The sequence below is a fragment of the Achromobacter marplatensis genome, assembly GCF_002209535.1.
GTDB lineage: Bacteria > Pseudomonadota > Gammaproteobacteria > Burkholderiales > Burkholderiaceae_B > Achromobacter > Achromobacter marplatensis.
The window spans coordinates 78,717-99,969 of sequence record NZ_NJIG01000018.1 but is presented as its reverse complement, the minus strand read 5'-3'; the positions used below and the strand labels follow the sequence as shown (position 1 = coordinate 99,969).

19 protein-coding genes are annotated in these 21,253 nt (G+C 63.9%); 2 read left to right on the top strand and 17 right to left on the bottom strand.

Features of this window, described 5'->3' with window-relative positions; all coding sequences use genetic code 11:
* Positions 1-7: 7 nt before the first annotated feature.
* From hflK to ndk, 12 genes are all read right to left on the bottom strand, one after another.
* Complete coding sequence (hflK, locus tag CEY09_RS27010; protein ID WP_006223987.1) at positions 8-1,312, bottom strand: FtsH protease activity modulator HflK; 1,305 nt, start codon at positions 1,310-1,312, stop codon at positions 8-10.
* Positions 1,278-2,384, bottom strand: a complete 1,107-nt coding sequence (gene hflX / locus CEY09_RS27005) for a GTPase HflX (protein ID WP_088590962.1) — start codon at positions 2,382-2,384, stop codon at positions 1,278-1,280. The genes hflK and hflX overlap by 35 nt, the downstream gene beginning before the upstream one ends.
* Positions 2,385-2,468: 84 nt before the next feature.
* Positions 2,469-2,705: an RNA chaperone Hfq gene (hfq, locus tag CEY09_RS27000; protein WP_006218585.1), complete on the bottom strand. Its 237-nt coding sequence runs from the start codon at positions 2,703-2,705 to the stop codon at positions 2,469-2,471.
* Between the two features lie 158 nt (positions 2,706-2,863).
* Positions 2,864-3,937 carry a histidinol-phosphate transaminase gene (gene hisC, locus CEY09_RS26995; protein ID WP_088590961.1) on the bottom strand — a complete coding sequence of 358 codons (1,074 nt, stop codon included), beginning with the start codon at positions 3,935-3,937 and terminating at the stop codon, positions 2,864-2,866.
* 3 nt (positions 3,938-3,940) lie between these two features.
* Entirely contained in the window at positions 3,941-5,293 is a 1,353-nt protein-coding gene (der, locus tag CEY09_RS26990; RefSeq protein WP_006223990.1) for a ribosome biogenesis GTPase Der, read from the bottom strand.
* A 25-nt stretch (positions 5,294-5,318) separates the two neighbouring features.
* Positions 5,319-6,476: an outer membrane protein assembly factor BamB gene (gene bamB / locus CEY09_RS26985; protein WP_035212870.1), complete on the bottom strand. Its 1,158-nt coding sequence runs from the start codon at positions 6,474-6,476 to the stop codon at positions 5,319-5,321.
* A 5-nt stretch (positions 6,477-6,481) separates the two neighbouring features.
* Positions 6,482-7,120 carry a YfgM family protein gene (locus CEY09_RS26980; protein WP_006223992.1) on the bottom strand — a complete coding sequence of 213 codons (639 nt, stop codon included), beginning with the start codon at positions 7,118-7,120 and terminating at the stop codon, positions 6,482-6,484.
* 3 nt (positions 7,121-7,123) lie between these two features.
* Positions 7,124-8,410, bottom strand: a complete 1,287-nt coding sequence (hisS, locus tag CEY09_RS26975; protein ID WP_088590971.1) for a histidine--tRNA ligase — start codon at positions 8,408-8,410, stop codon at positions 7,124-7,126.
* A gap of 55 nt (positions 8,411-8,465) precedes the next feature.
* Entirely contained in the window at positions 8,466-9,752 is a 1,287-nt protein-coding gene (gene ispG / locus CEY09_RS26970; RefSeq protein ID WP_006223994.1) for a flavodoxin-dependent (E)-4-hydroxy-3-methylbut-2-enyl-diphosphate synthase, read from the bottom strand.
* A gap of 13 nt (positions 9,753-9,765) precedes the next feature.
* Positions 9,766-10,260, bottom strand: coding sequence for a helix-turn-helix domain-containing protein (locus tag CEY09_RS26965; protein ID WP_088590960.1), 495 nt, complete (start codon positions 10,258-10,260; stop codon positions 9,766-9,768).
* Positions 10,257-11,411 (bottom strand): dual-specificity RNA methyltransferase RlmN, encoded by a 1,155-nt coding sequence (gene rlmN / locus CEY09_RS26960; RefSeq protein ID WP_006223996.1) that lies wholly within the window; start codon positions 11,409-11,411, stop codon positions 10,257-10,259. The genes CEY09_RS26965 and rlmN overlap by 4 nt, the downstream gene beginning before the upstream one ends.
* A 44-nt stretch (positions 11,412-11,455) precedes the next feature.
* Positions 11,456-11,881 (bottom strand): nucleoside-diphosphate kinase, encoded by a 426-nt coding sequence (ndk, locus tag CEY09_RS26955; RefSeq protein WP_006223997.1) that lies wholly within the window; start codon positions 11,879-11,881, stop codon positions 11,456-11,458.
* 404 nt (positions 11,882-12,285) lie between these two features.
* Here ndk and CEY09_RS26950 point away from each other — a divergent pair, with 404 nt between their 5' ends.
* Positions 12,286-15,180: a valine--tRNA ligase gene (locus CEY09_RS26950; RefSeq protein ID WP_088590959.1), complete on the top strand. Its 2,895-nt coding sequence runs from the start codon at positions 12,286-12,288 to the stop codon at positions 15,178-15,180.
* A 198-nt stretch (positions 15,181-15,378) separates the two neighbouring features.
* Here CEY09_RS26950 and CEY09_RS26945 read toward each other — a convergent pair whose 3' ends face one another.
* On the bottom strand, positions 15,379-16,560 hold the full coding sequence (locus CEY09_RS26945) for an MFS transporter (RefSeq protein ID WP_088590958.1): 1,182 nt from the start codon (positions 16,558-16,560) through the stop codon (positions 15,379-15,381).
* Between the two features lie 113 nt (positions 16,561-16,673).
* Here CEY09_RS26945 and CEY09_RS26940 point away from each other — a divergent pair, with 113 nt between their 5' ends.
* Entirely contained in the window at positions 16,674-17,582 is a 909-nt protein-coding gene (locus CEY09_RS26940) for a LysR family transcriptional regulator (RefSeq protein ID WP_088590957.1), read from the top strand.
* A gap of 19 nt (positions 17,583-17,601) precedes the next feature.
* Here CEY09_RS26940 and CEY09_RS26935 read toward each other — a convergent pair whose 3' ends face one another.
* The 4 genes from CEY09_RS26935 to CEY09_RS26920 form a co-directional block, all read right to left on the bottom strand.
* Positions 17,602-18,891, bottom strand: a complete 1,290-nt coding sequence (locus CEY09_RS26935; RefSeq protein WP_088590956.1) for an NAD(P)/FAD-dependent oxidoreductase — start codon at positions 18,889-18,891, stop codon at positions 17,602-17,604.
* 12 nt (positions 18,892-18,903) lie between these two features.
* Complete coding sequence (locus CEY09_RS26930; protein WP_006224000.1) at positions 18,904-19,635, bottom strand: amino acid ABC transporter ATP-binding protein; 732 nt, start codon at positions 19,633-19,635, stop codon at positions 18,904-18,906.
* Positions 19,632-20,285 (bottom strand): amino acid ABC transporter permease, encoded by a 654-nt coding sequence (locus CEY09_RS26925; protein ID WP_006224002.1) that lies wholly within the window; start codon positions 20,283-20,285, stop codon positions 19,632-19,634. The genes CEY09_RS26930 and CEY09_RS26925 overlap by 4 nt, the downstream gene beginning before the upstream one ends.
* Before the next feature lie 120 nt (positions 20,286-20,405).
* Positions 20,406-21,161, bottom strand: coding sequence for an ABC transporter substrate-binding protein (locus CEY09_RS26920; protein WP_006224003.1), 756 nt, complete (start codon positions 21,159-21,161; stop codon positions 20,406-20,408).
* Positions 21,162-21,253: the final 92 nt, after the last annotated feature.

Below are 21,253 nucleotides of genomic sequence, written 5' to 3'. Positions count from 1 at the left end.
CTCCGGGTTAGCGCGACGTACGGTCGCGGGGCAGCGTGTTGCTATTGCTGCTGCCGGAAGACTGGGGCACCGGGACCGCGCCGCTACGCAACGGCGGCTGGACCGGCGGACTGATCAACGCAGGCGAACCCGGGTTGCCGACACTGGACTTGCTGCCATCCTGGGCGGCCAGATGCATGATCTTGTCCAAGGGCAGGTACAACATGTTGTTGTTGCTCTTGGTGTCGACCATGACCTTGCTGGCGCGAGTGAAGATGTCCTGCATGCTTTCCAGGTACATACGCTGGCGCATGACCTGCGGCGACTTTTCGTATTCACCCAGGATGCTGGTGAAGCGCGAGGTATTACCCTGGGCGTCGCCAACGACCTTGGCCTTGTAGCCTTCGGCCTGCTCGGTCATGCGCGAAGCCTGGCCACTGGCCAGCGGCACGACCTGGTTGGCGTAAGCCTGGCCTTCGTTGATCTGGCGCTCGCGGTCCTGACCAGCCTTGACGGCGTCGTCGAAGGCGGCTTGCACCTGCTCGGGCGGCTGCACGTTCTGGATGGCGACCGTGCTGACCTGGACGCCGCTTTGGTAGCGGTCCAGGATCTGCTGCATCAGCGCCTGCACTTGCGTGGCAACCATCGTACGACCTTCGTACAGCACGAAGTCCATCGACTGCTTGCCCACGACTTCGCGCATGGCCGTTTCAGAGGCCTGGCGGACGGATTCGTCCGGGTCGCGCGTCATGAAGAGGTAGTCCGGCGCACCATCGGCGCGCAGGCGATACTGGACGACGAACTGCATATCGACGATGTTCTCGTCCGTCGTGAGCATCAGCGATTCAGGCAGCACCTTGTTGCGCGAACCGCCGCGGAAACCGACTTCGAACGTGCGCAATTGCGACACGTTGACGATTTCCTGGCTTTGAATGGGATACGGCAGGCGCCACTGGAAACCGGCCTGCGACGTGCTCTTGTATTTGCCGAACTGGGTCACAACCGCGACTTGGCCTTCTTGCACGATGTAGAAGCCGCTAGCCGCCCAGATGCCCACGGCCACCAGGGCAATGACGCCCAGGCCGATGCGCGCACCACGCGGTGAAGGCGGCGTCATGCCGCCACGGTTGCCGGGGCGGTTGTTGCCACCGCCACCGCCCTTGCGACCGAACAGGGATCCGATGCGATTATTGAAATCGCGCCAGACCTCGTCCAGGTCGGGAGGGCCGTCTCCATTGCCTTGAGGCCGCTTCGGCGGCGGCTCGGAGCCATTGTTGTTCCCACGACCCCAACCGGGGTCATTCAGATTGAAGAGTTTGATAATTCGCGGCATTGTTTCCCACAATCTGTCCGGTCTCCGCAATTGCCCCGCGCAACGCATCCAGACCGGCGCGCTCGGTGGCGCTTACAAATACTCGCGCAATCGTACCATGTGCATCGCGCTCCACCCGGGGTTCCAATCCAGCCCGGTCAATCTTGTTGTATACCAGAATGGTCGGAACGGCGGAGGCGCCGATTTCAGCGAGGACCTTGTTGACTTCGAAAATCTGCTCGTCGCGCTGCGGACTGGCCGCGTCGACTACGTGCAGCAATAGATCCGCGTGCACCGTCTCTTCCAGCGTCGCGCGAAATGCGGCGATCAGGTCATGAGGCAGGTCGCGGATGAATCCGACCGTATCCGATATCACAACGTTCCCGGCGCCCTCGATCCAGATGCGCCGTGTGGTCGTGTCCAGGGTGGCGAACAGCTGGTCCGCCGCATAAGTGTCCGCGCGCGTCAGCGCATTGAACAATGTCGACTTGCCCGCGTTGGTGTAACCCACGAGTGACACGGAGAGCGCGCCGCCTCGGGCCCGCGCGCGGCGCTGGGTCACCCGCTGGCGTTCAACGCGATCCAGCCGCTCGCGCAGCGTCTTGACCTTGGCGCCGATCATGCGGCGATCCATTTCAAGCTGGGATTCGCCGGGGCCGCGCATCCCGATACCGCCGCGCTGACGTTCCAAGTGGCTCCACATGCGCGTCAGGCGAGTGGACAGATGCTGCAACTGCGCCAGCTCGACCTGCAGCTTGCCTTCGTGGCTCTTTGCGCGCAACGCGAAGATGTCCAGGATGAGGGCGACGCGGTCCACCACGCGCAAGTTGAAGACGCGTTCAAGGTTGCGTTGCTGGGCGGGCGACAAGGGCTGATCGAACAGAACGATGTCGGCGAGAAGCGCCTGCGACATCGCGACGCCCTCGTCCGCCTTGCCGGAGCCGATGAAGAATTTGGCGTCGGGCCGGTCGCGCCGGGCAGTCAAGGTGCCGACGACTTCCGCGCCCGCGCCCTTGGCCAGCATCGCAAATTCCTCGGCATGGGCCGTGAAATCCGGGTCACCCAGATCCACGCTGATAATCAGAGCGCGCATACATGCACCATATTGGAGCCAAAGCGAAAATGCCCGCCGACGTCATCCGTCTGGCGGGCAAAAAAAGGTACAGCTGGAGCGAGATTACTCAGCAGGGACTTCCACCTGGAAATTCACGGCGCGGGCGGGAACAACGGTGGAAATGGCATGCTTGTAGACCATTTGCGTAACCGTATTGCGCAACAGCACCACGTACTGGTCAAAAGATTCGATTTGCCCTTGAAGCTTGATACCGTTCACCAAGTAAATCGACACGGGCACATGATCCTTGCGCAGCGTGTTCAGGAACGGATCTTGCAGAGTTTGCCCTTTATTGCTCATTGGCCAGGCTCCATTTGTTTGTTATTGAGTGATGATGTGCTTTTTTGTACTGGTGGAGCACACCGAAATACGTACTCTACAGGGTTTTCCCGGCCCGTGCTACTTGGCCAGGAGGCAAAAGTGACACCAGAGTTTTCAAGCTGAAAAGCCCCTGACGATCACGCTTGCAGGACCTCCGCGAGCCCCTTCAGAAGCAGGTCTACCTGCTCGTCCGTGCCCACGGTAATGCGGAGAAACTGATCGATGCGCGCATGACGGAAATGGCGCACGATGATGCTGCGCTCGCGCAAGGCGGCGGCCAGACCCGAAGCGTCTTTGGAGGGGTGCCGCGCGAACACGAAATTCGCAGCCGACGGCAGCACTTCAAAACCCAGCGACTCCAGGCCCGCCGTCATCCGCGACCGGGTTTCGATCACGGCTTGGCGAGTCTTCTCAAAGTACTCTGTATCTTCCAATGCCGCCACTGCGCCGGCCGATGCCAGGCGATCAATGGGGTAGGAGTTGAAACTGTTCTTTACGCGATCGAGCCCGTCGATGAGCTCGGCGCTGCCCACGGCGAAGCCTACGCGCAGCCCGGCCAGCGAACGCGACTTGGACAAGGTCTGCACGACCAGCAAGTTGTCATAGCGCGCGACCAGGCCCACGGCCGATTCGCCGCCGAAATCCACATAGGCCTCGTCGACTACGACGACGGCGTCGGGGTTGCCCGCGACGATGCGCTCGACCTCGGCCAGGCTGAGTGCGCGGCCCGTGGGGGCATTGGGGTTCGGGAAAATGATGGCGCCGGCCTGCCCGCGGGCACCCGGCAGGTAGTCTTCCACGTCAATGCGGAAATCCGCCGTCAGCGGCACGGTTTCGTATTCGATACCGTACAGGCCGCAGTAGACCGGGTAGAAACTGTAGGTGATGTCCGGAAAGCGCAGCGGACGCTCGTGCTGGAGCAACGCCAGGAACACGTGCGCAAGCACCTCGTCGGAGCCGTTGCCCACGAACACCTGGCCCGGCAGCACGCCCACCGTCGACGCGATCGCCTGGCGAAGGCGGTCTGACGACGGGTCCGGGTACAGCTTGAGCGTGTCGTCGCAGGCTGCGCGAATGGCATCGAGCACCTTGGGCGACGGCCCGTAAGGATGCTCGTTGGTATTCAGCTTGATCAGGTTCTGAAGCTTGGGCTGCTCGCCCGGGACATACGGACTGAGCGTCCCGACCACGGGACTCCAGAAACGGCTCATGGATCAGCTTTCCTGCGCGTAGGGGTTGTGCGAAGACTTGAATTCGATGCGCAAAGGCGTACCGGCCAGATCGAACGCATTGCGGAAACGCGTTTCCAGATAGCGGCGATACGAATCCGGGATGGCGTCCAGCGCATTGCCGTGGATGACGACCAGCGGCGGGTTCTGACCGCCCTGGTGCGCATAGCGCATCTTGGGACGGAAGATGCCCTTGCGGGGCGGCTGCTGCTGCTCGATGGCGGCCTGCAGTTCACGCGTCAGCTTGGGTGTGGACAGCTTGGCGAACGCGGCGGCATGCGCGGAATTGATGGACTTCAAGAGCGGCTTGATGCCCTGCCCGCGCAACGCGGAAATGGTGTGCATGCGCGCGAACGACAGGAAACGCAGCTTGCGCTGGAATTCGCGTTCGATGCGTTCCTTTTCCTCGCCGTCCAGGCCATCCCACTTGTTGATGGCCACCACGACGGCGCGGCCGGTTTCCAGCACGAAGCCCGCGATGTGGGCATCCTGCTCGGAAATCTCGGTGTGCGCATCCAGCATCAGCAGCACGACGTTGCTGGCCTCGATGGCCTGCAGCGTCTTGATGACTGAGAATTTTTCAACGGCCTCGAACACCTTGCCGCGCTTGCGCAGGCCAGCCGTGTCGATCAGCGTGTAGCGGCGGCCGTCACGGTCGAAATCGATCTCGATGGCGTCGCGCGTGGTGCCCGGCAAGTCGAACGCGATCACGCGCTCTTCGCCCATCAAGGTATTGATGAGGGTCGATTTGCCGACGTTCGGACGGCCCACGATCGCCAGCTTGATGCGGTGATCGTGATCGCCTTCTTCGAAGACTTCTTCTTCGACAGGCGGCTCGGCCAGGTCTTTCAGCGCCAGTTCGATCAGGTCGACGATACCGTCGCCGTGCGCCGCCGAAATCGGATAGGGCTGGCCCAATCCAAGCTCGTGGAACTCGGAGATGGCCGGGCCCAGGCCCATGCCTTCCGCCTTGTTCACCGCCAACAGCACGCGCTGCTGGCCGGACTTGCGCAGCAACTGCGCGATTTCGTGGTCGTGCGCATTGATGCCGGCGCGGGCATCGACCAGGAACACCACCACGTCCGCCTCGGCGATGGCCTGCCGGGTCTGGCGCGCCATCTCCAGCAGGATGCCGTCTTTGGCGACCGGCTCGAAACCGCCGGTATCGATAGCGATGAACGGGATCTCGCCTACCCTGCCCTCACCGTAGTGGCGATCGCGGGTCAGGCCGGAAAAATCGGCCACCAACGCGGCGCGCGATCGCGTCAGGCGGTTGAAAAGGGTCGACTTCCCCACATTGGGGCGACCGACCAGGGCAACGACAGGCTTGAAAGACACGGTGTAAGGCTTTGTTCTATAGGTTTTAGTTGGCGCCGATCATGACGAGATTGCCATTGCCCGTCTGGACCAGCACACCTTGGGGGGTGGTTTGCGGCGGCGAAACGACGGCGCCACCACCCACGGACAGCCGCGCCATCAGGCTGCCATCACTACGCGACAGGAAGTGCAGATAGCCTTCCAGGTCGCCAACTGCAAGCGCACCACCCAGCATAGCCGGTGCAGTCACCTGGCGGTTCTTCAGCGCTGCCTGCTTCCAGACATTGCCGCCATTATCCAGCGCAAACGCGCTGACGACGCTGTTCTGGTCCGCCGCGTAAGCGAAGCGCTCGTCCAGCGAGACGCCGCTGACGCTGGAGAAGTCCTTGGCCCACAACGGACGGCCGCCTGCCGTGACGTCAAAGCAGACGATACGCCCTTGATAGGCGACCGCGCAAAGGAGATTACCCGCGATGCGCGGGGCGCCGACGACGTCGGTCAGGCGCTCGAGGTCGCTGGCGCCCTTGGGCGTCGCCACGGTGCCTTCCCATTGCACGTTGCCGCTGTCGGAGGCGATTGCCATCAGCTTGCCGCCGGGCAGGCCGGTGATGACGAGACCTTCGGCCAGCACCATCTGCGACACGCTGCGCAATGCCAGCGAGGGACCCGGGCGCTGCACGTTCCAGACGCGCTCGCCGCTGTTGGCGTCGAACGCCTGGATGCGGTAGTCGCCGCTGCGGACCACCACGATGCCATAACCCACCACCGGCGGAATCGTGACATCGCTGGTGGCGCGGACCTTCCACTTCACCTTGCCGCTGTCGTCGAAGGCAATCACATCGCCGTCGGGCGACGCAACCGCGGTGGTGGTGCCGTCGCTGCCGGCGCCGGCCGACAGTTTGCCGTCGGTCTTGGCCTTCCACAGGGGACGGCCGCTTTGAAGGTCGAACTTGCCCACCGAGCCATCCGGCGTGGCGGCGTAGACGGCGCTGCCCAGGACCGTGGGCGCGAAGCCCAGGCCGGAACCGCTGCCGATCGACGTCGACCAGACCTGGTGCACGGACATGCCGGCCTTGTACTCGGTCAGCGGTGCGGGATCGTAACGGCCGTCATCGTGCGAAAACAAGCCGCATCCGCCCAGCGCAAGCAAGCTTGCCAGGCAAACGGCGCCACGCCACGTACGACCAGGTGCAAATTTACGCATTACAGTCACGCTCCGCTCAAGGCATCCAATTTCAGTTGCACAACCTGGGTCATCGGATTCGCCGTGCCCAGGCCATCAATGGCGCTTTGCCATGCCGCACGCGCTTCATCGCGCTTGCCTTGCGCAGCGAGGATATCGCCACGGCGGTCTGCGAACAAGGCGGCAAAGGCGGCCGGCGGATTGTTCAGTTGTGCAAGCGCCGGGTCGTATTGCTTCTGATCCAGCAGCATGCCGGCCAGGCGCAGGCGCGCCACGGCTTGCATGGCCGGGTTCTTGCCTTGCGCGGCCAGCCATTCCAGCTGTTCACGGGCACCGGCCTCGTCCTTCTGAGCCTGCAGGGCCTGCGCCGCAACCAGCGCGCCGCGGGCGGCGTAGCCGGTGGCCGGGTATTGGTCGCGCAGCGTGGCGGCAGCGGTCTTGATGCGCACGGCGGAATCGGCGCCACCCAGGCGGGCCGCGTCTTCCAGCGCTTCGAAGTAGCCCATGGCCTGATTGGCACGGTGCGATTCGTAGGCCTTCCAGCCCCACCAACCGCCCCAGGACAGCGCAACGACGGCAAACAGCGTGACAACCAGCGTCCCGTAACGGGCCCACCACGCCTTGATTGCGTCCAGTTTTTCCTGTTCTTCGAGATCGTATGCCATGCCTTAACCCTTGTTGTTCAGTACCGCAGCCAGATCCTTCAGCGGGACCTGCTGCTGAGCCGCGTCGCCCTGGGCGTCCGCACGCAAATATTTGACGCTGGCGGTCTGCGACGCAACTTCATCGGCGCCAAGAATAACCGCAACCTTGGCGCCGCTGGCATCCGCGCGCTTGAATTGCGACTTGAAACCGGCCGAACCGGCATGCACGACGACTGACAGACCGGCGTCGCGCAGGTCTTCACCGACCCGGGCTGCCAGGCGCTGGGCTTCTTCGCCCTGATGCACGACGTACACTTCGCATTCCGCCGGCGCCTCCAGCTGCACGCTCTGCTCCCAGAGGTCCAGCAGACGTTCCATGCCGATTGCGAAGCCAACCGCGGGCGCGTGCTTGCCGCCCAGCAGTTCAACCAGGCCGTCGTAGCGGCCGCCGCCGCAGACCGTGCCCTGGGAGCCCAGGCGGTCGGTGACCCACTCGAAAACCGTCAGGTTGTAGTAGTCAAGACCGCGCACCAGGCGCGGGTTCAGGCTGTATTCGATGCCCGCGTCGGTCAGGCGCTGGCACACGCCATCGAAGTGTGCGCGGGACTCTTCGCCCAGGAAGTCGAACAGGCGCGGCGCGCTGTTGGCCATTTCCTGCATGGCGGGATTCTTGGTGTCCAACACGCGCAGTGGGTTGGTGTACAGGCGGCGTTGGCCGTCTTCGTCCAGGATGTCGCGGTGCTTTTCCAGGTGCTCGATCAAGGCGGCGCGGTGCGCGGCGCGCTCGGCGGGCTGACCCAGGGAGTTCAGCTCCAGGCGCACATCCTTCAGGCCCAGCAGCTTCCACAGACGGGCCAGCATGACGATCAGTTCGGCGTCCACGTCAGGGCCGGCAAAGCCCAGGGCCTCGACGTCGATCTGATGGAACTGGCGGTAGCGGCCGCGCTGCGGGCGCTCGTGGCGGAAGACGGGGCCGATCGAGTAGACGCGTTGCGGGCGGTCGTAGAGCATGTTGTGCTCGATCGAGGCGCGCACGATGCCGGCCGTCATCTCGGGACGCATCGTCAGCGATTCGCCGTTCAATGCGTCGGTGAACGTGTACATCTCTTTTTCGACGATGTCGGTGACTTCGCCGATGCCGCGCGTGAACAGGCGCGTATGCTCAAGCACGGGCGTACGCACGTTGCGATAGCCATAGCCGCGCAGCCAGCCGCGCACGATTTCCTCGAACTGTTCCCAGCGGGCGCTCGGCCCGGGCAACACGTCATTCATGCCGCGTATGGCGGCCACTTTCTGGAAAGCTTGAGTCATCTTGATCATGCCGCATCACGCGCCTGCCGGCGCGTCCGCGGCAACACCCTTTCTTTTAATGAGAGGCGAGCGCGCCGTAACGACGCGCCACGTAGTCTTCGACGATGGCCTGGAACTCTTCGGCGATATGGTCGCCTTTGAGCGTGACCGTGCGTTCCCCGTCCACGAATACCGGCGCCGCGGGCACTTCACCCGTCCCCGGCAGACTGATTCCGATATCGGCATGACGGCTTTCGCCCGGCCCATTGACCACACAGCCCATGACCGCGACGTTCATGCTTTCGACGCCCGGATACTGCGCCTTCCAGACCGGCATCTGACGGCGCAGATAGGACTGGATGCTATCAGCCAATTCCTGGAAGAACGTGCTGCTGGTGCGGCCGCAGCCGGGGCATGCCACGACCATCGGCGTGAATGCGCGCAGGCCCATCGTCTGCAGGATTTCCTGCGCCACGACGGCTTCGCGGCTGCGATCGCCGCCAGGTTCCGGCGTGAGCGAAATGCGGATGGTGTCGCCGATGCCCTGCTGCAGCAGCACGGCCAGCGCGGCGGTGGACGCCACGATGCCCTTGCTACCCATGCCGGCCTCGGTCAGCCCCAGGTGCAGGGGGTAGTCGCAACGGGCGGACAGGTCGCGGTAAACGGCGATCAGGTCCTGGACATGGCTGACCTTGCACGACAGGATGATGGCGTCGCGCCGCAGGCCGAGCTCTTCGGCGCGTTGCGCGTTGGTGATAGCAGACACGACCAGCGCATCGCGCATCACAGCCTGGGCCTCCCAGGGCTGCGCGCGGCGGCTGTTTTCGTCCATCTTGCGCGCCATCAGTTCGTGGTCCAGGCTGCCCCAGTTCACGCCGATGCGCACGGGCTTGTCGTAGCGGCAGGCCACTTCGATCATCTGCGCGAAATTGTCGTCGCGCCGCTTGCCGCCGCCCATGTTGCCGGGGTTGATCCGGTATTTGGACAGCGCCTGCGCGCACTCGGGAAACTGCGTCAGCAGCTTGTGGCCGTTGTAGTGAAAGTCACCCACCAGCGGCACATTCACGCCCATGCGGTCGAGCTGTTCGCGGATGGCGACCACTTCGCGGGCCGCCTCGGGCGTATTCACCGTGATCCGCACCAGTTCAGAGCCGGCCAGCGCCAGCTCTTTGACCTGGATCGCCGTGGCGATGGCGTCGGCGGTGTCGGTGTTGGTCATGGACTGCACCACGACCGGGGCGTCGCCGCCCACCATCACAACGCGATCGCCCCACTTCACTGCCACCGAACGCGTGGCGCGGCGCATCGCGGCCCCCACGGCGGGAGGCGGCGCATCCTGGCAAGGCAAAGAGGAATCTTGCATCGGTGGAACCGGGTTACTTGGTCGGCTTCTGCAGCCAGTCGAACGGCAGCCATTGCTGCGGCAACCAGCCTTGCCAGAAGGCATACGCCACGCCGGCGGCCAGCACCAGCACGATGGCGATGAGCCATCCCCAGGAGGTCGAAGACGAACGGTCGTCATCGGCGCTGGACTGGGGGATGGAATGCGCCGAATGCAGGGCGCCCGGGCTCAGCTTCACCGGACCGGTGACGCGGGCCTTGGGGTCCAGCGAATCGACGATGGCTTGCGAATCGGCGCCCAGCAGGCGCGCGTAGTTGCGGACCAGGCCGCGCAGGGAAACGCCCGTGGGCAGGTCCGCCCACGCTTCGTTTTCAAGGGCTTCGATCTGCTTCGTGGAAAACTTGATGCGGCTGGACACTTCGTCGAGCGACCAGCCTTTGGACTGGCGCAGCGTGCGCAATGCCGAGCCCACGTTGCCCGCAGCGCTTGCGGGCGTTTCAGAAACTGCAGAAGCGAAATCCTGCGTCATGCATGCACCTGTTTAATTGGTATGGTCTGGCGCTGTGCGGCATTGCGCTCGGTAATCCGAGTGCGATCCCGCACTTCTCCGGCCAGTTGACCACAAGCTGCATCGATGTCGTCGCCCCGGGTCTTGCGCACGGTCGTGATGATGCCTGCGTCCATCAGGCGCTGCGCGAACACCTTGACGCGCGCCGAGTTGGAACGTTTCAGGCCCGACTCGGGGAAGGGGTTGAACGGAATCAGATTGAGCTTGCAGCGCAGCTGGCGTGCAATTTGGATCAGTTCCTTGGCGTGCTGGTCGGTATCGTTGATGCCGTCCAGCATGCAATATTCAAACGTGATGAAGTCGCGCGGGGCAAACGCCAGATAGCGTTCGCAGGCCGCCAGCAACTCTTTCAGCGGGTACTTCTTGTTCAGCGGCACCAGCTCATCGCGCAGCGCATCGTTGGGCGCATGCAGCGAGACGGCGAGTGCCACCGGACAGTCCTGCGACAGGCGGTCCATCATGGGGACGACGCCCGAGGTGGATACCGTGACGCGGCGGCGCGACAAGCCATAGGCGTTGTCGTCCAGCATCAGGCGCAGCGCCGGCAGGACCTGGTCGTAGTTGAGCAGGGGTTCGCCCATGCCCATCATGACCACATTGCTGATGACGCGCGTATCTTCGGTGGCCTTGGCGCTTTCAAGGCGGGCGGTGCCGATGTCGGCTTCCAGCACGCGCTTGGCCCACCACAGCTGGCCGATGATTTCGCTGGTTTTCAGGTTGCGGTTGAAGCCCTGATGCCCGGTCGAGCAGAAGCGGCAGTTCACCACACAGCCGGCTTGGCTGGAAATGCAGAGGGTGCCGCGATCGTCTTCGGGGATGAAGACGGTTTCGATGGCATTGCCCTGGCCCACATCGAACAGCCACTTGCGCGTGCCGTCGGTCGAGCGTTGCTCGATATTGACGGGCAAGGCCTCGATGCGGCAATGCGATGCGAGCTGGCCGCGGAATTCGCGGGCCAGATCGGTCATGGCGTCGAACGAATCGGCGCCACGCTGGTGCATCCAGCGTTGCAGCTGACGGGCGCGAAAAGGCTTGCCGCCCCACTGCCCGACAAGTTCGGACAGGGCGGAGCCATCCAGCCCCAGCAAATTGATTCGTTCGACGGATTCCATGACCTGGGTAACGCTAAAAATCTAAAACAGTGCTTTCGCGAAAATCAACGGCTGTGGATGTTGATTTCGGGGAAGAAGAAAGCGATTTCGACAGCAGCCGTTTCCGGAGCGTCGGAGCCGTGGACGGCGTTGGCGTCGATGCTGTCGGCGAAGTCGGCGCGGATGGTGCCGGGAGCAGCCTTCTTCGGGTCCGTGGCGCCCATCAGGTCGCGGTTCTTCAGGATGGCGTCTTCACCTTCCAGCACTTGCACGAAGACGGGGCCCGAGATCATGAAATCGACCAGGTCCTTGAAGAAGGGGCGTTCCGAGTGCACAGCGTAGAAACGCTCGGCGTCGGCGCGCGACAGTTGAGCCAGGCGGGCGGCGATGACCTTCAGGCCGGCTTGCTCGAAGCGGCCGACGATCTGGCCGATGACGTTCTTGGCGACGGCGTCGGGCTTGATGATCGAGAGGGTGCGTTGGATGGACATAAGAACTCCGAAAGCTGATTTCTGACTGGTTTCTGATGAATTGCCTGGCGTGGCTCTGCACTTGTCGGTGTCACCCTTGAAGTGTCATCGCGCGTTGGCGCACAGGCGGTCCGGGTTGTTTGAACAGTTCTGTTGAACGCTCCGGGCCGTCCTGAACCACATGGCCAAGGCAGGGATTCGACACTGCCTACCGATCGGACGCGCCCTCAATTCTGCTTCGGATTTCTGAAACGTGCACTTTTCCGTGCGCATTTCCGAAGGAATCCTTAATGAATTCAGGGACTTCTAAAAGGTTTACAGTAACCCGGTATTCTAACACGCTGAGAAGACCGCATTACATCTTAAAATGAGCGGTTTGCTGCCCGTATCCCTACCCCGGGCGCCCTGTTTGCCGGAACCCTGTAATGACTCAAGCCGCTCCCCCGAACGCCGCGAATCCCGCGAGCGACACCCCGGAACTCTCCAAGAGCTTCGAACCTTCCGAACTGGAATCCCGCTGGTACGCCGAGTGGGACAAGCGCGGCTACTTCACGGCGGGCCAGCACGTAAAAACGGGGACGGAAAGTCAGCCCTATGTGATCCAGTTCCCGCCGCCCAACGTGACGGGCACGCTCCACATGGGCCACGCGTTCAACCAGACCATCATGGACGGGCTGGTGCGCTACCGCCGCATGGCGGGCGACGACACCGTATTCATCCCCGGCACCGACCACGCCGGCATCGCCACCCAGATCGTTGTTGAAAGACAGCTGGATGCCCAGAAGGTTTCCCGCCACGACCTCGGCCGCGAAAAATTCGTGGAAAAAGTCTGGGAATGGAAGGAAAAGTCGGGCAACGCCATCACCGAGCAGGTGCGCCGCCTGGGCGCCTCGGCCGACTGGCCCCGCGAATACTTCACCATGGACGACCGCATGTCACGCGGCGTGGTGGAAACCTTCGTGCGCCTGCATAAACAGGGACTGATCTACCGCGGCAAGCGCCTGGTCAACTGGGATCCCAAGCTGCTGACCGCCGTGTCCGACCTGGAAGTCCAGTCCGAAGAGACCGATGGCCACATGTGGCACATCCTCTACCCCTTCGTCGACGGGCCGCAGACCATCGTCGACAAGGACGGCCAGACCGTCACGCTGCGCGGCATGACTATCGCCACGACCCGACCGGAAACGATGCTGGCCGACGGCGCCCTGTGCGTGCACCCCGACGATCCGCGCTACCAGCACCTGATCGGCAAGGAAGTCGAACTGCCGCTGTGCGACCGCAACATCCCGATCATCGCGGACGATTTCGTCGACCCCGAATTCGGCACGGGTTGCGTCAAGATCACCGGCGCACACGATTTCAACGACTACGCCTGCGCGATGCGCCATGATCTGCCGCTGATCGTGATCTTCACGCTGGATGCGCACATCAACGAAAACGGCCCCAAGCAGTTCCAGGGCCTGGAGCGCTACGAAGCCCGCAAGGCGGTCGTCGCCCAACTGGATGCCGAAGGCTATCTGGTCAAGATCGAACCGCACAAGATGATGCAGCCCAAGGGCGACCGCACCGGCGTCGTGCTGGAGCCCATGCTGACGGACCAGTGGTTCGTGGCCATGAGCAAGCCGGCCCCGGAAGGCACGCTGAATCCGGGCAAGAGCATCACCGAAGTGGCGCTGGACGTAGTGGCCGACGGCCGCATTAAGTTCTACCCGGACAACTGGACCACCATCTACAACCAGTGGCTGAACAACATCCAGGACTGGTGCATCTCGCGTCAGCTGTGGTGGGGCCATCAGATCCCGGCCTGGTATTCGGAAGACGGCCAGGTCTTCGTGGCGCACGACGAAGCCGGCGCCATCGACCAGGCGCGCGCCGCCGGGGTCACGGGCGACCTCAAGCGCGACCCCGACGTGCTGGACACCTGGTTCTCGTCGGGCCTCGTGCCCTTCACGACGCTGGGCTGGCCGGAAAACACGCCGGACCTGCAACGCTACCTGCCCTCCAGCGTGCTGGTCACGGGCTTTGACATCATCTTCTTCTGGGTGGCCCGCATGGTCATGCTGACCACGCACCTGACCGGCCAGATCCCGTTCAAGCACGTCTACGTGCACGGTCTCATCCGCGATGCGGATGGCCAGAAGATGAGCAAGTCCAAGGGCAACACGCTGGACCCGGTCGACCTGATCGACGGCATCGACCTGGACGGCCTGGTCGCCAAGCGCACCTACGGCCTGATGAATCCCAAGCAGGCCGGCGCCATCGAAAAAGCGACGCGCCGCCAGTATCCGGACGGCATCCCCGCCTTTGGCACCGACGCGCTGCGTTTCACGATGGCCGCCTACGCCACGCTGGGCCGCAACATCAACTTCGATCTGAAGCGTTGCGAGGGCTACCGCAACTTCTGCAACAAGCTGTGGAACGCCACGCGCTTCGTGCTGATGAATACCGAAGGCCATGACCTGACGGGCACGGACGCAGGCGAAACCTCGTTCGTCGACCGCTGGATCGTGAGCCAGATGCAGACGCTGGAAGCCGAAGTTGCGCGCGGCTTTGCCGACTACCGCTTCGACAACATCGCCAATGCGCTGTACCGCTTTGTCTGGGACGAGTATTGCGACTGGTACCTGGAACTGGCCAAGGTGCAGATCCAGACCGGCACGCCCGCCCAGCAGCTGGGCACGCGCCGTACGCTGATCCGCGTGCTGGAATGCGTGCTGCGCCTGGCTCACCCGATCATTCCGTTCATCACGGAAGAACTCTGGCAGAAGGTGTCGGTGGTGGCCGGCAAGCGCAAGGAAGGCGTGGCCGACAGCGTCAGCGTGCAACCTTACCCGCAAGCCAACCCGGCCGCGGTGGATGCCGCCGCCGAGGCCGACGTGGCCGAGCTCAAGGCCCAGGTCGAAGCCGTGCGCGCCCTGCGCGGCGAAATGAACCTGTCGCCCGCCCAGAAGGTGCCGCTGTGCGCCCAGGGCGACGCGCCCACGCTCACGCGCAACGCGCCCTACCTGGCCGCGCTGGCCAAGCTGAGCCAGGTCGACGTGCTGGACGTCCTGCCGGACGCCGGCGCGCCGGTCCAGGTCGTGGGCGCCAGCCGTTTGATGCTGCACGTCGAGATCGACGTGGCAGCCGAGCGCATTCGCCTGGACAAGGAGATCGCGCGCCTGGAAGGCGAAATCGCCAAGGCCAACGGCAAGCTGTCGAACGCCAGCTTCGTCGAACGCGCCCCGGCGGCGGTCGTCGAACAGGAGAAGGCGCGCATGGCGCAGTTCGGCGAAACCCTGCAGAAGGTGCGTGAACAGCGCGCCAAGCTGGGCGACTGAACGGCCGCCCCAACCGGCCGAAATGAAAAACCCCGGACTGGTGCCGGGGTTTTTTCATTCACCACGATGCCAGCGCCGCATTACACCGGACAGCGCCCAAGCGCGATGGCCGTCCGGCGACGCGGGCAAAGTGCAACGCTTGCGCAACAGCAAGGAAGCAGCGCGCGTGTCGCAATTGCATAGCCTCACCGCGGCAATTCATCGTGGACGCAAGTGTGCCATCCAGATCGCCAGGAGGACGGCAACCATTGCGATGCCAGCGGCGACATGGCCTATGGTCTCCAAGCCCCACTGCGGAATCACCAGCCCGCCGATGATCGCGCCCAGGCCGGTGCCCGCATTGGCGGCCGACACGTTCAAGGTACCTGCCAGCGCCTGCGCATGAGAGGCCGACTTCATCACTCGCACCTGGCAGATGGGGAACAGCGCGGTATAGGCGATGCCCCACACCGCCAGCGCCAGCACCAGCCACGCCGGCGATCCGGCAAGCGACACGCTAGCCGCCATGCCCAGACCCAGCAACAGCGAGAACCCGGCGGTCGCGCCCAGGGGGCTGCGATCAATGAACCGGCCACCCAGCCAGTTGCCCACAAGGCCAATCGCACCGAAGCCCATGAGCCACCAGCCGACGTGAGCCGGCGCCACGCCCGCAATACGCTCGAGCATGTCGGCCAGGTAAGTGTAGGCGGTGAACATCGCGGTGAACACCACCACGGACAGCGCGACATTGGCGACGAAACGCCCATCCTGGAGGATGCGGGTCTGTTCGCCCAAGCGCAACCGCAGCGGTTGCGCCATGGTCGGCATGAAGGCCCACAGCGCCAGGGCCATCGCCAACGACAGCCCAGCGAGCATCCAGAATGTGCCGCGCCAGCCGAAGGCATCCGCCGCCAGGGTCCCCAGCGGAATGCCGAACAACAAGGCTGCGGAAATGCCAAAGTACACCTGCGATACCGCGCGGCCAGCGCTTTGCGGGCCGGCCAGTCGCCCGGCCGTCTCGCTGGCCGTGCCCCAGAACACCGGCAGCGCCAACGCAGGAATGAACCGGGCCACCGCCAGCACCCAGACATTGGGCGCAAGCGCTGCCAGCGCATTGGACGCGGCGAAGATCAGCAGGATGGCCACGAACAGCCGTTTGCGCTCGAAGTGCGACAGCAGCGCCGTCAGCACCGGGCCAAACAGCATCACCGTGAAGGCAAATAAGGTGACGAGCTGCCCGGCAGCGGAAATGGAAATCCCCAAATCGCGGGCCAGCGCCGGCAACAGCCCGACAATCAGGTACTCGGTCGTGACGATGACGAACGCCGCCACCGCCAGAATGGCGATAGACAGGCCGCTACGGGACGCTGGCGCGTCGCCAGGCACAGCAAGGCAAGACATGGGAAAACTCCGGCATATATAGGTTTGCCGCCAGTCTATTAGTGAACAAATTTCCTATCTCAGATATATTTTCCATCCATTTAAGATTCTATTTCCATAATAAGGAAGGTGACATGATTCCTTCGGAACGCCTCAAGGGTATCGACACCTTCGTGGCAACCGCCGATGAAGGCAGCTTCACGGCGGCGGCGGAACGGCTGCACGTGACGGGTTCCGCCGTCAGCAAGAGCGTCGCTCGACTGGAAGAACGGTTAGGCACGCGCCTGTTCGAACGCACCACGCGCCGGCTGGCCCTGACCGATGCAGGGACTGCGTTCTACCGCAGCTGCGTGCGCGTCCTGGCCGATTTGGAAGAGGCCGAAACCGTGTTGGCCGCGCAGCGCAGCGAGCCGGTGGGCCGCTTACGCGTGGACATGCCCGCCACCTTCGGCCGCCTGCGGGTCTGGCCGCTGATGCTGCAGTTGATGCGGCAGCATCAGCACCTGCGTCCGCACGTTTCCTTCACCGACCGCTTCACCGACCTGGTGGATGAAGGCATCGACGTGGCCGTGCGCATCGGCGGGCCGGATCAATGGCCTGCCGCCATCGGGCATCGTTACCTAGGCTGCGAGCGCCTGATTTTCTGCGCTTCGCCGGACTATCTGGCCCGCAACGGCACTCCGACGTCGGCCACTGAACTGTCCCGGCACGATGCCGTGCTGTACGGCAAGGCCGATGGCAGCTCAAGCCCCTGGCTGATCGCACATGATGCCCGAGCCGTCGAGCGGCGCACGATGGAAGGCCGTGTCATCGTCGGCAACGCCGAGGCACAGGTAGCCGCCGTCAAGGCCGGATACGGCATCGCGCAACTGGCGACCTGGCTAGTGAGCGAGGACATCGCACGCGGCAAACTGGTGCAGGTGCTGCCGACGTTGGAAACCGATGGGCTGCCGCTCCATCTGGTGTGGCTCGTGGGGCGGCAATTACTGCCCAAGGTGGATGCCGTGCTGGAGCTGCTGGCTACCGCATTGCGTGTTGATTAGCGCCGACACGCCACAACCGTCAGACGCCACCGTCGGTCATGCGGTACCAGGTCACGACCGCATTGACGTAGAGCCGCCGCAGACCGTACATCGGAAACGGCACGACCGGCGACAAAGGCAAGGGCAACGCGCTGGCGTCGCCCGTCGCCACGTACTGGGCCATGGCGCGGCCCATGCTGGTCTGCAGCCCCACCCCGCGACCCTGGCAGCCGATGTCCACCAGCAGGCCCGGTTGCGGTTCGTGCAGATGCGGGAGGTAGTCGCGGGTAACGGCGACGCGCCCGCACCAGCGATACTCGAACGGCGTACCCGCCACCTGCGGGAACAGCTTCAGCATCACCCGCTCCAGGTGCGCCCAGTCCGCCTGCCCCTTGGGTTCACGGAACGGGCCGCGCCCGCCCATCAGCAACCGGCCCTGATGGTCCAGCCGGAAATACAGCAACAGGTTGCGGGTATCGGAGCTGACGTGCCCTTCAGGAAGGATGCCCGCGCGCACCGTCTCCGGCAACGGCGCCGTGGCCACCTGGAAGGTATTGGCATCGATGATGGACGCCTTCAACCCTGGCAGCAGGTCCCCGCCATAGGCGTTGGTGCACATCACGACCCGGTCGGCGGTGACCGTCGCGCCACCGGCGGTCGTCGCCACCCATTTGCCGCCGTTGCGGGTCAGGCCGATGACGGGCGTATCTGTGTAAATCGTGGCGCCGGCATTCAGCGCGGCGCGCGCCAGCCCGCGCGCATAGCTCAGCGGCTGCACCGCGCCGGCACGGTTATCCACCCATCCGCCCAGATAGCGGTCCGTGCCCAGCAAGCGGCCCACCTGCGCGCGATCCAGAGGCTGCGCATCCACGCCATGGCGCGCCCATTGCGCCGCGCGGTCGTGCGCGACACGCAACGCGTCGGCATTGTGAGCACCCTGGATCCAGCCTTTGCGGACGTGCGGCACGTCCATGGCGTGGCGGTCGATCAGATTGAATACCGCGTCCGCGGTCGCGCCCGCAAACCGCAGCAGCCGTTCGCCACGTTCTTGGCCAAACATCGAGATCAAGGCATCCGGGTCGTACTTCAGCCCCGGAATCACCTGGCCGCCATTGCGGCCCGAGCCGCCGAAACCGATCTCGCGCGCTTCCAGCACCACGGCATTGACGCCGCGCTCGGCCAGATGCAGCGCCGTGCTCAGGCCGGCGTAACCGCCGCCGATGACCAGCACATCCGCCTGCAAGGAAGCGGCAAGCGGCTGGGTAGCCGGAGGCGCCGCGGCGGTCGCTGCCCATAACGACGGGGAAAGAGGAAACGGCACTTGCTGCATGATGGTTCCTTCCTACATGGGATGCAGCACACGGCGCAGGAAATCCTGCGTGCGGGGGTGCTGCGGATGATTCAGGAGCTCTCGGGCGGCGCCCTGCTCGACCATGACGCCGCCGTCGAAGAACATGACGCGGTCGGCGACCTCGCGCGCGAAGCTCATTTCATGGGTCACGACGACCATGGTCATGCCGGCCTCGGCAAGCTTGCGCATCACGCCCAGCACGTCGCCCACCAGCTCGGGATCCAGTGCGGACGTCGGCTCGTCGAACAGGATGGCCTTGGGCTGCATCGCCAGCGCGCGCGCGATGGCCACGCGTTGCTGCTGCCCACCCGACAACTGGTTCGGGTGCGCGTCCGCCTTGTCGGCCAGACCGACGCTGGCCAGCAGCTCGCGGCCGCGCTCCAGCACCTGCGCACGAGGCTCTTTCTTCACGAAGATCGGCCCTTCGATCACATTTTCGAGCGCGGTGCGATGCGGGAACAGGTTGAAGCGCTGGAACACCATCGCCACCTGCGTGCGGATGGACACGATGGACGGGGCGTCGGCGTCGACCAGCTCGCCATCGACCGTGATGCGCCCGGCGTTGTAGCGCTCGAGCCCGTTGATGCAGCGCAGGATGGTGGACTTGCCGGAACCGGACGGGCCGATGACGCACACGACTTCGCCCTTGGTGACTTCGGCGTCAATGCCCTTGAGCACCTCAAGCGGGCCGAAGCTCTTGCGGACCCCTTTGAGCTCGATCATTTCGTGGCGCTCCTTTTTTCCAGATGCCGGACCAGCAGGATCAGCGGCACGCACATCACCAGGTACATCAGCGCGACCAGCGAGAACACGGTGGCGTTCTTGAACGTCGAGACGGCGATCAGCTTGCCCTGCAGGGCTAGTTCGGCCACCGTGATGGTGGAGGCCTGAGACGAATCCTTCAGCATCATGATCATGATGTTGCCGTAGGGCGGCAGCACGATCTTCACGGCTTGCGGCAACACCACGCGCCGCATCGTCATGCTCCAGCTCATGCCCATCGCCATGGCGGCTTCGATCTGGCCTCGGTCGATGGCCTGGATGCCGGCGCGGAAGTTTTCGGCCTGATAGGCGGAATACGCCACGCCCAGGCCGATGATGGCCGCCTGCACGGCCGTCAGCGACACCCCCATGTCGGGCATCACGAAGTAGATATAGAACAGCAGCACGATGATCGGGATGCCGCGCAGCAAGTTGATGATCCCGCCGCTGAGCTTGGACAGGAACGAATTCCCGGAGACCCGCATCAGCGCCCACACCAGGCCCAGCACGGTCGACAACGCGAGCGAACCCAGCGTCACCAGGATCGTCAGCTTCGCCCCTTGCAGCAATATCGGCAGATACTCCGCCGAATCCTTGAAAAATTCCGTCATGACTCCACCCATCCCGACAAGGCAGCCCGCTGGCACGCGGGATGCGCTCGGCCTGCCAGCGCAGACGCGCGCCGGCCAGGCCGATGCAAAAACGCTTGGTTGCTTGAGATCAGGCAGGCATCAGCCGCCGGACAAGCCCCACTTCTTCAGGATGGCGTCGATCGCGCCGTCTGCCTTCAGCTTGACCAGCGCCTTGTTGATGCGGTCGAGCAAGGCCGAGTCTTCCTTGCGCGTCGCGAGACCCAGGCTGCCCATGATGGTCGGCTGGTAGGACGACGCCATCTTCAAGTTGGGGTAGTTGCCCTGCGTCAGGATGTAGGCCGCAATGGGGAAGTCCATGAAACCGCCCTGGATGCGGCCGGCGTTGGCGTCGCGCATCATGTCGGGCGGATTGTCGTAGAGCTTCACTTCCTTGAACATGCCGCTTTTCTGGATCGGCTCGACAAACGCGGTGCCGACCTGCACGCCGACCGTCATGCCCTTCATGTCGGCGAAGGACTTGTATTCCTTGTTATCGGTCTTCAGCACCATCAACCCCTCGCCATAGCGGTAGACGGGGTCCGAAAAGCTGACGACCTGCTGCCGCTGCGGCGTGATGAACATGGCCGCCGACACGATGTCGATGCGCTTGGAAGTCAGCGAGCCGATCAGCGCCGAGAACGCCATGGGCTCGATCTGCACTTCGAATCCCGCTTCTTTGCCGACGGCCTTCACGATGTCGACCATCACCCCTTCGATGCTGTTGGTTTTTGTATCGAGAAAGGTGAAGGGACTGCCGGTGGGTGTGGACCCCACTTTCAACACCGTCTGGGCGTGCGCGCCCGCGGCCATGGACAATGCTGCGAATACCGAGACAACCAGAGTCTTGAATTTCATGACATATCCTCATCGTGGCAAAGAAGGCCGGACAGCGCGCGGCGTGCCCGGTGGCGCGGCGATCCCCTGAGTCATCGCGCCGTGATGGAAGC